The 11590-nt window shown below is 63.8% G+C and carries 14 protein-coding genes; 7 read left to right on the plus strand and 7 right to left on the minus strand.

The genetic code is table 11. The annotated features are described in order from the left end of the window. Positions 1 to 107: 107 nt before the first annotated feature. Complete coding sequence (gene rpmA / locus POF53_RS13700; protein ID WP_003247464.1) at positions 108 to 365, minus strand: 50S ribosomal protein L27; 258 nt, start codon at positions 363 to 365, stop codon at positions 108 to 110. A 37-nt stretch (positions 366 to 402) separates the two neighbouring features. Further along, entirely contained in the window at positions 403 to 717 is a 315-nt protein-coding gene (rplU, locus tag POF53_RS13705; RefSeq protein WP_003247466.1) for a 50S ribosomal protein L21, read from the minus strand. A gap of 244 nt (positions 718 to 961) precedes the next feature. Between rplU and POF53_RS13710 the strand changes: the two genes are divergently transcribed. From POF53_RS13710 to POF53_RS13720, 3 genes are all read left to right on the plus strand, one after another. Further along, positions 962 to 1930 (plus strand): polyprenyl synthetase family protein, encoded by a 969-nt coding sequence (locus POF53_RS13710; protein WP_186712958.1) that lies wholly within the window; start codon positions 962 to 964, stop codon positions 1928 to 1930. A gap of 155 nt (positions 1931 to 2085) precedes the next feature. Continuing rightward, positions 2086 to 2427: a zinc ribbon domain-containing protein YjdM gene (locus tag POF53_RS13715; protein ID WP_046857186.1), complete on the plus strand. Its 342-nt coding sequence runs from the start codon at positions 2086 to 2088 to the stop codon at positions 2425 to 2427. 151 nt (positions 2428 to 2578) lie between these two features. Next, on the plus strand, positions 2579 to 2824 hold the full coding sequence (locus tag POF53_RS13720) for a PA4570 family protein (RefSeq protein WP_028691179.1): 246 nt from the start codon (positions 2579 to 2581) through the stop codon (positions 2822 to 2824). A 76-nt stretch (positions 2825 to 2900) separates the two neighbouring features. Here the strand turns inward: POF53_RS13720 and bamJ are convergent, their stop codons facing one another. The 5 genes from bamJ to POF53_RS13745 all read right to left on the minus strand — a co-directional run bounded on the left by bamJ (position 2901) and on the right by POF53_RS13745 (position 7741). After that, positions 2901 to 3518, minus strand: a complete 618-nt coding sequence (gene bamJ, locus POF53_RS13725) for a BamJ family beta-barrel-assembly machinery protein (protein ID WP_203650529.1) — start codon at positions 3516 to 3518, stop codon at positions 2901 to 2903. A gap of 85 nt (positions 3519 to 3603) precedes the next feature. Beyond that, positions 3604 to 3909: a DUF6482 family protein gene (locus POF53_RS13730; protein ID WP_254464310.1), complete on the minus strand. Its 306-nt coding sequence runs from the start codon at positions 3907 to 3909 to the stop codon at positions 3604 to 3606. 166 nt (positions 3910 to 4075) lie between these two features. After that, positions 4076 to 4564 carry a TIGR00645 family protein gene (locus POF53_RS13735; RefSeq protein WP_203650525.1) on the minus strand — a complete coding sequence of 163 codons (489 nt, stop codon included), beginning with the start codon at positions 4562 to 4564 and terminating at the stop codon, positions 4076 to 4078. A 236-nt stretch (positions 4565 to 4800) separates the two neighbouring features. Beyond that, positions 4801 to 5139, minus strand: coding sequence for a PA4575 family protein (locus tag POF53_RS13740; protein ID WP_023631147.1), 339 nt, complete (start codon positions 5137 to 5139; stop codon positions 4801 to 4803). A 163-nt stretch (positions 5140 to 5302) separates the two neighbouring features. Continuing rightward, positions 5303 to 7741 carry a Lon protease family protein gene (locus tag POF53_RS13745; RefSeq protein WP_203650523.1) on the minus strand — a complete coding sequence of 813 codons (2439 nt, stop codon included), beginning with the start codon at positions 7739 to 7741 and terminating at the stop codon, positions 5303 to 5305. A 254-nt stretch (positions 7742 to 7995) separates the two neighbouring features. Between POF53_RS13745 and POF53_RS13750 the strand changes: the two genes are divergently transcribed. From POF53_RS13750 to POF53_RS13765, 4 genes are all read left to right on the plus strand, one after another. Next, positions 7996 to 8484 (plus strand): DUF3015 domain-containing protein, encoded by a 489-nt coding sequence (locus tag POF53_RS13750; RefSeq protein ID WP_028691183.1) that lies wholly within the window; start codon positions 7996 to 7998, stop codon positions 8482 to 8484. Positions 8485 to 8562: 78 nt separating this feature from the next. Beyond that, positions 8563 to 10416, plus strand: a complete 1854-nt coding sequence (locus tag POF53_RS13755; RefSeq protein WP_498968109.1) for an Lnb N-terminal periplasmic domain-containing protein — start codon at positions 8563 to 8565, stop codon at positions 10414 to 10416. 210 nt (positions 10417 to 10626) lie between these two features. Then, positions 10627 to 10953 (plus strand): hypothetical protein, encoded by a 327-nt coding sequence (locus POF53_RS13760; RefSeq protein WP_498968111.1) that lies wholly within the window; start codon positions 10627 to 10629, stop codon positions 10951 to 10953. Positions 10954 to 11022: 69 nt separating this feature from the next. Beyond that, positions 11023 to 11520 (plus strand): GreA/GreB family elongation factor, encoded by a 498-nt coding sequence (locus POF53_RS13765; protein ID WP_232855730.1) that lies wholly within the window; start codon positions 11023 to 11025, stop codon positions 11518 to 11520. The last annotated feature ends 70 nt before the right edge of the window (positions 11521 to 11590 follow it).

Raw genomic sequence — 11590 nt, forward strand, 5'->3', positions numbered from 1 at the left:
TACCATCAGAAACCAACGCCGGCAGCCCAGACAAACAGCTTTGCAAGAGGCTCACCACAAACGAAAAAGCCCCGTCGCATGACGGGGCTTCTGGAGCGACGTCGCGATTAAGCGGCGACGATGCTCACGTAACGGCGCATGAACTCGCCTTTCTTCTCGAACTTGATCACGCCTTCGATCTTGGCGAACAGGGTGTGATCCTTGCCCATGCCAACGCCGTAGCCAGCGTGGAATTCGGTGCCGCGCTGACGGACGATGATGTTGCCCGGCTTGATCACCTGGCCGCCATACATCTTCACGCCAAGGCGTTTAGATTCTGAGTCGCGACCGTTACGAGTACTACCACCAGCCTTCTTGTGAGCCATGGTTCAATTCTCCAATAAATTCAGGGGATCGGGGCGATTAAGCCTGGATACCGGTGATTTTGATTTCGGTGAACCACTGGCGGTGGCCCATGCGCTTCATGTGGTGCTTACGACGACGGAACTTGATGATGCGAACCTTGTCGTGGCGGCCTTGCGAAACGACTTCGGCCACTACTTTAGCACCAGCAACAACTGGAGCGCCGATGGTGACTTCTTCACCGTTGGCGACCAGCAGGACGCGATCGAAGGTCACGGATTCGCCAGTGGCGACTTCCAGTTTTTCGATCTTGAGGAATTCACCTTCAGCGACTTTGTACTGCTTGCCGCCGGTAACGATTACTGCGTAAGACATGGTATTTCTCCGATAATCCTGCTCACCCAGCGCTTTATATGATGAGTATTGGCTGGCATGGCTGCACAAGGCTGGAACGGCCCGGTGCAATTGCGTAAGGCAGGTGCTGCCCAGGAAGTTAGGGTGCGCGATTGTACGCAACCCCATAAATGCTTGCAAGTACCGGCCCGGGGCCACGGCCACCGCGCCTTGACACACCGGGACCCGCGACCTAGCATGCCGCGCAACCTCAATGGAGCAGCCGATGCAACCCCAATCCTTCTACCGCGCGGTAGCTGATGATTTCAGCGCCGTCGACGAGATCATCAAGAAGCAGCTGACCTCGCGCGTCCCGCTGGTATCGAAGATCGGCGACTATATCACCTCCGCCGGCGGCAAACGCCTGCGCCCGCTGCTGGTGTTGCTGTGCGGCAAGGCCCTGGGCCGCGAAGGCGACGACCTGCGCCTGCTGGCGGCGACCATCGAGTTCCTGCACACCGCCACCTTGCTGCACGACGACGTGGTCGACATGTCCGGCATGCGCCGTGGCCGCTCCACCGCCAACGCCCTGTGGGGCAACGCGCCGAGCGTGCTGGTGGGCGACTTCCTCTATTCGCGCTCGTTCGAGATGATGGTCGAGCTGGGCTCGATGCCGGTCATGCAGATCCTCTCCAAGGCCACCCGGGTGATCGCCGAGGGTGAAGTGCTGCAGCTGTCGCGCGTGCGTGACGCCAGCACCACCGAAGAGGTGTACATGGACGTCATCCGCGGCAAGACCGCGATGCTGTTCGAGGCCTCGACCCACAGCGCCGCCGCGCTGGCCGGCGCCACCGACGAGCAGCGCGAAGCACTGCGCACTTTCGGCGACCACCTGGGCGTGGCCTTCCAGCTGGTCGACGACCTGCTCGACTACAAGGGCGACTCCGAGACCCTGGGCAAGAACGTCGGCGACGACCTGGCCGAAGGCAAGCCGACCCTGCCGCTGATCTACACCATGCGCGAAGGCACCCCGGAGCAGGCCGCGCTGGTGCGCCAGGCGATCCAGAAAGGTGGCCTGGAAGACCTGGAGCAGATCCGCATCGCCGTCGAGGCATCCGGCGCCCTGGACTACACCGCGCAGATGGCCCGCGACTACGTCGCCCGCGCCATCGCCTGCCTGGAAGTGCTGCCGGCCAGCGAGTACCGGGATGCCCTGGTCGAGCTGAGCGAGTTCGCGGTCGCACGCACCCACTGATTCATCGCAACACCCTCATCGCGGGGCAAGCCCGCTCCCACGCCAGCACACATCATGGCGTGGGAGCGGGCTTGCCCCGCGATGCATTTGTGCAGCCAGCACCAAAACCTTATACAATGTGCGCCTTTACCCGCCTGTACTTGAAAGGAAAAGCCGTGAGCACTCTGCCACCCTGCCCCCAATGCAACTCCGAATACACCTATGAGGATGGCACCCAACTGATCTGCCCCGAATGCGCCCACGAGTGGTCGGCCAACGGCGAAGCCGAAGCCGCCAGCGACGACGTGGTGAAGAAGGATTCGGTCGGCAACGTCCTGCAGGACGGCGACACCGTCACCGTGATCAAGGACCTCAAGGTCAAGGGTTCGTCCCTGGTGGTCAAGGTCGGCACCAAGGTCAAGAACATCCGTCTGTGCGATGGCGACCACGACATCGACTGCAAGATCGACGGCATCGGCGCGATGAAGCTCAAGTCCGAGTTCGTGCGCAAGGTCTGATCTCCTGCCCCTCGGGGCTGCCCTGCGGGCGGCCCTGACAGATCCTGCAACAGGATCGCCTGCACCATTTGGAAGATTTCTTCCAATAGTCCCTTGCTATTTTGATAATAAGAATTATTCTCATTGGAAACGCTATCCAAGGAGAATAGCCATGACCTATCTGATCGACGCCTGGCTCGACCGCCCCCACCCCTACCTGCGTATCCTCCACCGCGAGACTGGCGAAGTGTGCGCCGTACTCGAGGAAGACGCGCTCGACGAACTGCGTGACCAGGGTGACCTGGACCTCACGGGGTTGAATTCGAGTGAACCCGGGGTGCTCAAGGAGCTGGTGAGGAATCTGTTTCTGTTCTGCTATGCGCGGGCGTTGCGCCCGGGGGGAACGGATTGGAACTGAAAGGCATCGCGGGTCAAGCCCGCTCCCACTGGTGCTCTGCTACTTCGTGGGAGCGGGCTTGACCCGCGATCAGGCATTACAGAACGTCGAGCAGCTCGACGTCGAACACCAGGGTGCTGTGCGGCGGGATGCTGCCGACGCCCTGGGCGCCGTAGGCCAGCTCGCTCGGCACGTACAGGCGCCATTTGCTGCCGGCGTTCATCAGCTGCAGGGCCTCGGTCCAGCCAGCGATCACACCACCGACCGGGAATTCGGCCGGCTGGCCGCGCTCGTAGGAGCTGTCGAACACGGTGCCGTCGATCAGGGTACCGTGGTAGTGGGTACGCACGTTGTCTTCGCGGGTCGGCTTGGCGCCTTCGCCTGCGGTCAGCACTTCGTACTGCAGGCCCGAGGCCAGGGTCACGATGCCTTCGCGCTTGGCGTTGAAGGCCAGGAAGTCCTTGCCGGCGGCAGCGGCGGCTTCGGCCTTGGCTGCGGCTTCGGCCTGCATCACTTCGCGGATGACCTTGAAGGCGGCCGACAGGTCTTCTTCGCTGACGCGGCTGTCGGCGCCGTTGAAGGCGTCGGTCAGGCCGGCAACGATAGCGTTCAGGTTGACGCCTGGTGGCGGGTTGTCACGCAGCTGGCCGCCCAGTTGGCGGCCGATGCCGTAGCTGACGCGGGATTCGTCGGTGGACAGGTTGAGTTCGGACATTGGCTTGCTCCGCTTAAGGGCGCACTGCATCCGCGCCCTAATGAAAAGGGCGAGCAGCCTAGCACACTGGTGCCGCGCGAAGCAGCTACCAGGCCGAACGCTGGGAAATCGGGACCTTGAGGTCTTCTTCCGGGTGCAGACCCAGGCCACACATCTCATCCTGCACGGACCAGTGAACCAGGTTCATCGACAGCAGGGGAAGCGCTTGCAGGAGCTGACGCGCGTCTTCGACCGAATGCACGCGCAAGCGCTTGCCACGCGCATCGTCCAATGGGTGGGGACGGCCCTTGACCCGGGCCTCGAGCAGGTAGTCACCACCTTCGATGGCGATCAGGTTGAGTTCGTCGACATGGCCAGCCCTGGCCTCGGTATTGAGCTGATGCAGGTTCATGGGCGTACCTCGCTGCGGGAACCACGCATGAGTGCTCATTTTTTGTACGACAACGGCGAAAGCACAAGCTGCCGTCGGTCAGAAAGATCGCGGGGCAAGCCCGCTCCCACGCATACCTTGAGGGTTGCGTGGGAGCGGGCTTGCCCCGCGATAGCGCCCAAACCAATCAGTGCTTGGTAATGCGATCCAAATAACCCATGACAAACGCCGAGATGACGAAGGTCATGTGGATGATCACGTACCACATCAGGTAGTCGGTGGAGATGTTCTGCGCATCCATGAACACCCGCAGCAGGTGGATCGACGAGATGGCGACGATGGACGCGGCGACCTTCATCTTCAGCGACGAAGAATCCATCTTGCCGAGCCAGTTGAGCTTCTCCTTGCTGTCGTCGATGTCCAGCTGCGAGACGAAGTTCTCGTAGCCCGAGATCATCACCATCACCAACAGGCCGCCGACCAGCGACATGTCGATCAGCGACAGGATCACCAGGATCAGGTCGGCTTCGGCGAGGGTGAAGACGTTGGGCAGGACATGGATGATTTCCTGGAAGAACTTCAGGGCCAGTGCCAGCAGGCCAAGCGAGAGGCCGAAGTAGATCGGGGCGAGCAGCCAGCGTGAGGCATACATCGCGTTTTCGAGGATACGTTCCATGGACAGTAGGGGACTCGTGAAGTGACTGGAAAAGCGAGCGCGAGTATAGCCAGCCACCTGTGACAGCAAAAGCCTGCGGCTGGTTGCCGCACGTGGGAACGGGCTTTGTGGAGACGACTTCGTGGGAGCGGGCTTGCCCCGCGATGGCGCCAGCCATCTTGTCACAATGGCCAGGCCGGGCCTTTATCGCGGGGCAAGCCCGCTCCCACGGGAACCTGGTTCCACAGGAAAGACGCTCAGGTCTCCGGATGGAACTGATAGTCCCCAAGATTGCGGCAACGCTCACCGTTGATCCGGCGCAACTGCGCCTGCAGGTGCAGGCACCAGATCTGCGGGTCTTCCGCGACCTGATAACCATGAAGGGTGAGGCTGTCGACGATGGCGTTCATCACCGACTCGGCCACCATCGGCCCATGGAACGGGCCCTGGGCCTTGATCGCCGAGGGTTGTTCGCCGGCCATGCCGGCGGCGAACAGCAAGGTCCACATGCCGTTGTCCCCGGCCAGCGGACGGATGCTGCATTCGATGCGGGTCACCAGGCCCAGGCACTGGCGGGTGAGGCTGAGGTTGCGCATGGCGGCGTCCCCTCTGTAAAGCCCTGTTCAGCCTGAAACCCTCAGGCTGTTTCCATCCTGAACCCTGACAACGTCCTTAAGTTCCACTTTAGCCGAGCTGAGGAAAAAGTTGGAAAACCGGCGCTGAACGGTAGCACATGGCCGCTAGCGCCGGTTTATTGACTCAGGCAGGCTTGGCCTGGGCGATGACCTCCTCCATGCGCTCCTTCTCGGCCTCCTTGATCTCCTCCTCGCTGATCATCTCGGCGATCACCCGCAGGCGCTCGACCACCCGGGCGTTGACGCTGCCCTCGGCGAATTCGCCCTTGTCGTCGACCGCGCCGGCTTCCTCGCCGACCAGCAGGCTCAGCGCCTCGTCGGCCTGGCTGACGGCGTAGACATGGAAGCGCCCGGCCTCGACCGCCTGCACCACCCGCTCGTCGAGCATCAGTGTGGCGACGTTGGCCCGCGGGATGATCACGCCCTGTTCGCCGGTCAGGCCACGGGCCTCGCAGAGACGGAAGAAGCCTTCGATCTTCTCGTTGACCCCGCCGACCGCCTGCACCTCGCCGAACTGGTTGATCGAGCCGGTGATGGCGAAGCACTGCTTGAGCGGCGTGCGCGACAGCGCCGAAATCAGTGTGCAGGCCTCGCCCAGCGAGGCGCTGTCGCCATCGACGTAGCCGTAGGACTGCTCCAGGGCGATGCTCGCCGAAATCGCCAGGGGGAACTCCTGGGCGTAGCGGCTGCCCAGGTAGCCGGTGAGGATCATCACCCCCTTGGAGTGGATCGGCTGGCCGAGGTTGACCTCGCGCTCGATGTCGACGATGCCGCTGCCGCCGGGGTAGACGGTGGCGGAAATCCGCGCCGGCATGCCGAACGCCGAATCACCGACCTCGAGCACGGTCAGGCCGTTGCACTTGCCGATCGCCGCGCCTTCGGTGTCGATCAGGATGATCCCGGCGAGCATGTCGTCGAGCACCCGCTGCGACACCCGCCCGGTGCGCTGGGCCTTGGCCTTGAGCGCGCGCTCGATGTGGCCGGCATCGGTCATGGCCTCGTTGGCCAGCTGGCGGATGAAGTCCGCCTCGCTGACCAGCTGGAACAGGTCGCCGATCCGTGCCGACAACCGCGACTGGTTCTCGGCCAGGCGCGCGCTGTAGGTGGCCAGGCGCGCCACCGCATCGCTGGTCAAAGGCGCCATGCCCTCTTCGTTGGTGCGGGTGCGCAACAGCTGGGCGAACTGCTCCAGGTTCTCGTCGACCATGGGCATGTCTTCGTCGAAATCCACCAGCACCCGGAACATCTCCTGGAAGTCCGAGTCGTGGTCCTGCAGCGCGTAGTACAGCTGGCGCGAGCCGATGATCACCAGCTTGACGCTGAGCGGGATCATCTGCGGCGTCAGGCTGACGGTGGCGACACGACCCAGTTCGCCCAGCGGCGACTCCATCTTCAGCTTGCGCGATTGCAGGGCGCGCTTGAGGGCGTCCCAGACGAACGGCTCGCCGAGCATCTTCTCCGCTTCCAGGATCAGGAAGCCGCCGTTGGCGCGGTGCAACGCCCCCGCGCGCAACTGGCGGTAGGAGGTGTATAGCGCGCCCTGGTCGGTGCTGTATTCAATGCGGCCGAACAGGTTGTCGTAGGTCGGGTGCGGCTCGAACACCACCGGCGCTCCGCCCTTGCCGGGATGGCCGACCACCAGGTTGGGCGCGTACTGCTCCTCGAGCATCTTGCGCGCCACGGCGTCGGTCTTGCTGTCATCGACCAACTGCTCGACCACGGTGCGCAGCAGGTTCAGTTGCACCGATTGCAGGTAGGCGCACACTGCGGCGTTTTCCGCGTACTTCTCCGACAGCGGCGCCAGCAGCGGCTGCAGGGCGAGGGTGATGGTCTCTTCATTGAGCTGGCGCAACTGGTTGTTCGATTCGCGCTTCCACTGCGGCAGGCTGGAGAGCTCCTCGTTCAGGCGTTCCTCCAGCTCGGCGATGTCCTCGTGGAAGCGCTCGCGCAACGCCTCCGGCAGTTGGGCGAATTCGGCTTCATCCAGCGCCTTGCCATCGGCCATGGGGGTGAAGGCGACATTGCTGCTGTCGCGGTACAGGGCCACGTCCTTTTCCAGCGAGGCCCGTTCGATCACGTCCAGCGCCCGGTCGTAACGCTGGTTGAAGGCGCGGTCGATGGCGCTCTTCTTCTGCTGGTAGGACGGGTGCTCGAACACCGCCGGGAAGGTGGCCAGCAGGTTGTCGATCAGCCCGTTCATGTCGCTGATGAACTCATGGGCGCTGCCGGACGGCAGCTCGAGGGCGCGGGGCTCGCGGGAGTCCTCGAAGTTGTTGACGTACAGCCAGTCGGCCGGGGTGTGCTGGCGCTTGCCTTCGGCCTTGAGGTAACGCTTGACGAACGAGAAGCGGCCCGTGCCGGGCTCGCCCATCACATACACGTTGTAACCGGGGCGCGGCATGGCCACGCCGAACTGCAGGGCCTCGACGGCACGCTCCTGGCCCAGGACGCCACGAAACGGCTCCAGGTCGTCGGTGTTGGAGAAAGCGAACTGTTCAGCGGAGAAACGCCGGGTCAGGGCTTCGGGCGCGAGACGCAGGCGCGAGGCGACAGAATCGGGCATTGGGTTTCCTTACTTCGGCGGGGCGGATGGAAGGCATTCTGGCGCCGCCAGCGCGCAGCGGCAAGGCTCCGTGGGACTTTATGTCACAGCCCAACATGGCCGATCGCGCAAGCAATTTTTCGCAATAAACAACGCAACCTTTGGATCGTGCCTAAACTCCAAGCTGCGCAGGGGGATGGAAATCCTCCCGCCCTGGCAACCGCGTTGCCAGAACCCTGACCATTGGTACGTCACTTGAGAAAGAGAACAACGCTATGAAACGGATTCTTCTGGGTACTCTGTTCGCCGCTGTCTCGATCAACGCCATGGCCGAAGCGCCGGGCGGCCCGAACTGCGGCTGGGGCAACCTGCTGTTCGAGGGCCAGCGCGGCACACCGGCCCACTTCCTGGCTTCCACCACCAACGGCACCTCCGGCAACGCAACCTTCGGCATGACCTCGGGCACCAACGGCTGCTCGACCAAGGCCGCGCTCACCTATGGCGGCAAATCCTGGTTCGCCATGAACGGCATGATGAACGAGCTCTCCGAAGACATGGCCCAGGGCCAGGGCGAAGCCCTGACCACCTATGCCGTGGTCCTCGGTGTAGCCCCTGAAGACCGCGCGCGCTTCGCCGCCGTCACCCATGAGCACTTCCAGCAGATCTTCAGCAGCGCCGACGTGACTGCCGAGACTGTCCACTCCAACACCCTGGCCGTGCTCAAGAGCGACCCGCAACTGGCCAAGTACGCCACCGAGGCTTGAGTTCCACGCCTCCCGCCCCGGTTGCGGGGCGGGTTTGGCGCTTCACCTTCCGGCATCATCAGGATGTAGTTGCCCGACATGCTCAAACGCCTCGCTTCCCTGGCGCTGATCGTCAGCGCACCGATTCATGCCGCACCCCAGCTCGACCCGGCCCGCGTCCAGCAGTTGGCGGCCACGCCCTACTGGATCGCCCTCGGGCACTACGAGACCGCCAAGCTCGGCGGCTGGCGCAGCTATGTGGACGATCGACGCTTCTTCCTCGCTGAAGATGGCGCCCATCACCCGGACCAGGAGCTGCAGGCCACGGTCGCCGCCCTGTACGCCCCGGCCAGCCTGGGCGACAAGCATGCCCAGTGCGTGTTCCCCGCACGCACCCGCTGGCTGCGCGAGCAGCTGGACCTCACCGGCCTGCCGAGCCCGGACTGCCAGGAATTCAAGACCTGGTACAAATCCATCGACCCGCACAGCGCAACGCTGATCTTCCCGGCGGCCTACCTCAACAGCCCGTCGTCGATGTTCGGCCACACGCTGCTGCGCATCGACCAGTCCAACACCCGCCGCGACGACACCACGCTGCTGAGTTACGCGATCAACTTCGGCGCCTACATCGAAGGCAGCGACAACAGCATCCTCTATGCCTGGAAGGGCCTGATGGGTGGCTATCCCGGCCTGTTCGCGATGATGCCCTACCAGGAGAAGCTCTCCGAGTACCGCAGCCTGGAAAACCGCGACCTGTGGGAATACCAGTTGGACCTGACGCCCGAGGAGACCGGACGCATGGTCGAGCACGTGTGGGAGCTCAAGCAGATCAAGTTCGACTACTTCTTCTTCGACGAGAACTGCTCCTACCGCCTCCTGGAACTGCTGCAGGTGGCACGCCCGAGCCTGGACCTGACCTCGCAGTTCCCGCTGACCGCCATTCCCACCGACACGGTCAAGGCGGTCAAGCAGTCGGGGCTGGTCTCCGATGTGCGCTACCGCCCCTCCCGCGAGCGCGAGCTGCTGGCCCGCGCCGAGCCGCTGGGCCATGAGGAGAAACAGCAGGTGCTGGCCATCAGCGCCGACACCGCCCAGCTGCAAAGCCCCGATTTCACCGCCCTGCCCCGCGAACGCCAGGCGCTGGTGCAGGATGCCGCCTACCGCCTGGAGCGCTACCGGGCCAACGGCCAGGAACGCGACCCGGCCCAGGCCGCGCGCAGTTTCGAACTGCTCAAGGCAATCAACCGCAACCCGCCGCCGCCGCTGGCGATCGAGCGCCCGGGCCTGCCCGAGGACGGCCATCAGTCGCGCACCTGGCAACTGGGGGTCGGCAGCCGTGAAGACCGCGCCTATGCCGAGTACGGCCTGCGCATGGCCTATCACGACCTCAACGACAACCTGTACGGCTTCCCCCTGGGCGCGCAGATCGAGATCCTCCAGCTCAAGCTGCGCCAGTACGAGGGTAACGACTGGCAGGTGCAGCGCCTGGACCTGGCCACCATCCGCTCGCTGACCCCGCGCAATGAGTTGCTCAAGCCCTGGTCGTGGCAGGTCGCCGGGGGCCTGGAGCGGGTGCCGGGCAAGCACGACGACGAGGTGCTGGTCAGCCATGTCAACGGCGGCGCTGGCGGTACCTGGCAGCTGGGCGACGACCTGCTGGGCTTTGCCCTGGGTACAGTGCGTGTTGAACACCACAATGATTTCGCCGAATTCATCTCGCCGGCGGCCGGGTTCAATGGCGGGCTGCTATGGCGCAATGGGCTGGGCAACCTGACCCTGGAGGCCAAGGGGGATTACTTTGCCAATGGCGAGGTACGGCGCAGCGTGAGCCTGAACCAGCAGTGGGAAATCAGCCGTGACCTGGGGCTGAGGTTGAGCGCTTCGCGGCAGTTCAGTCATCTGGCCACGGCGCAGAACGAGGTGATGCTGGAGCTGAAGTGGTATCAGTATTGAAACCGTGGGGCCGCTGCGCAGCCCTTTCGCGGCACGAGGCCGCTCCTACACTGTAGGAGCGGCCTTGCGCCGCGAAAGGACCGCAAAGCGGTCCAGGTGCAATCCTTCGACAGCGTTTTGACATCGCGCCGACAATTCCCCTCCTAGACTTTGCAGTATCACTCCGAGGGTCTGGTGGCCATGTTGCGGTACGGGTTGGGATTGTGCGTCGTGTTACTGCTGGCGGGGTGCGAGACCACCCATGAACAGATGGTCAATCAAGGCTATCCCCCCGCCTACGCCGACGGCTTCCAGGACGGCTGCAGCAGCGGTCGCCAGGCCGCCGGGCTGATGGCCGGCGACTTTCGCAAGGATGTCCCGCGCTACCTGCGCAATCGCCAGTACGAAAGCGGCTGGGACGACGGCTTTCGCCAGTGCCACGCCATGCAGTCCAACGAAGACCTGCGCGAATACCGCGAACGCTACTGGGACGAGCGCGACCGCGACTGGCAGCAGGAAAAGGACCAGGACGCCGCCCGCGCCTATCGCCGCAAGTGACCTCGCAAACGGACAACCGTTGCAACCCGCAACCTGCCACCATGGTCTCCAGTACAAGGAGGCCTTTGCATGAGCCGAGCATTCGTCAACGAGGACCAGGCCGCCGCCCAGGCCAGCCAGCCGGTGGAGCGACGCGTCAGCGACCAGCCCAACTATGTCACTGCCAGCGGTCTTGCCCAGTTGCAGCAACGGCTGGCCGCGCTCAATGCGCTACGCGGCGAGCTGCAAGCGCAGGGCGAGCGCGCCGACCGACAGCGATTGGCCGATACCGAGCGTGACCTGCGCTACTTCAACGCCCGCGTACAAAGTGCGCAGGTGGTGCCTACTGCCACGTCCACGCAGAAGGTACAGATTGGCAGCCGGGTGCGCTTTGTCGATGAGAATGGCCAGGAGCATCAGGTGCAACTGGTGGGCGAGGACCAGGCAGATGCGCAGCATGGGCTGATCAACTGGGGCTCACCGCTGGGGCGGGCGTTGCTGGGGGCGGGGCCTGGGGATGAGGTGTTGTGGCGAAGGCCGGCGGGGGATCAGATGATCGAGATTGCCGGGATCGAGGTTGAGGGTTGAGGGGCTGCTTTGCAGCCCTTTCGCGGCACAAGGCCGCTCCTACAGGTATTGCGCAAAGATTCGACCATGC

The organism is Mitsuaria sp. RG (assembly GCF_028369275.1).
Lineage (GTDB): Bacteria > Pseudomonadota > Gammaproteobacteria > Pseudomonadales > Pseudomonadaceae > Aquipseudomonas > Aquipseudomonas peradeniyensis.